General features: G+C 66.2%; 1 protein-coding gene. It reads right to left on the reverse strand.

The window, feature by feature from the left end:
* Positions 1–257: Fe-S cluster assembly sulfur transfer protein SufU (gene sufU / locus IF55_RS35705; protein WP_048833143.1), on the reverse strand; the 257-nt coding region annotated here is incomplete at its 3' end.
* Positions 258–284 lie beyond the last annotated feature (27 nt).

The following is a 284-nucleotide window of genomic DNA, read 5'->3' on the forward strand; positions in this document are numbered from 1 at the left end:
CGGCGCGCCTCCTCCAGAGGCTTGCCGACGAGGAGGTCGTTGAGGACGGAGGCGCTGGCCTGGCTGATCGAGCAGCCCTGCCCCTCATACGACACATCCGTAACCGTGGTGCCGTCGAGGCGGACCCGCAGGGTGATCTCGTCCCCGCAGGTCGGGTTGGTGTGATGGACCTCCGCGTCCCCTGGGCGCAGGCCCCGTCCGTGCGGGTGTTTGTAGTGGTCCAGGATCACGTCCTGGTACATCGAATCGAGCTTCACGTGACCACCCCTAGCCGAAGAAGTTCC

The sequence above is a fragment of the Streptomyces varsoviensis genome, assembly GCF_000718635.1.
Lineage (GTDB): Bacteria > Actinomycetota > Actinomycetes > Streptomycetales > Streptomycetaceae > Streptomyces > Streptomyces varsoviensis.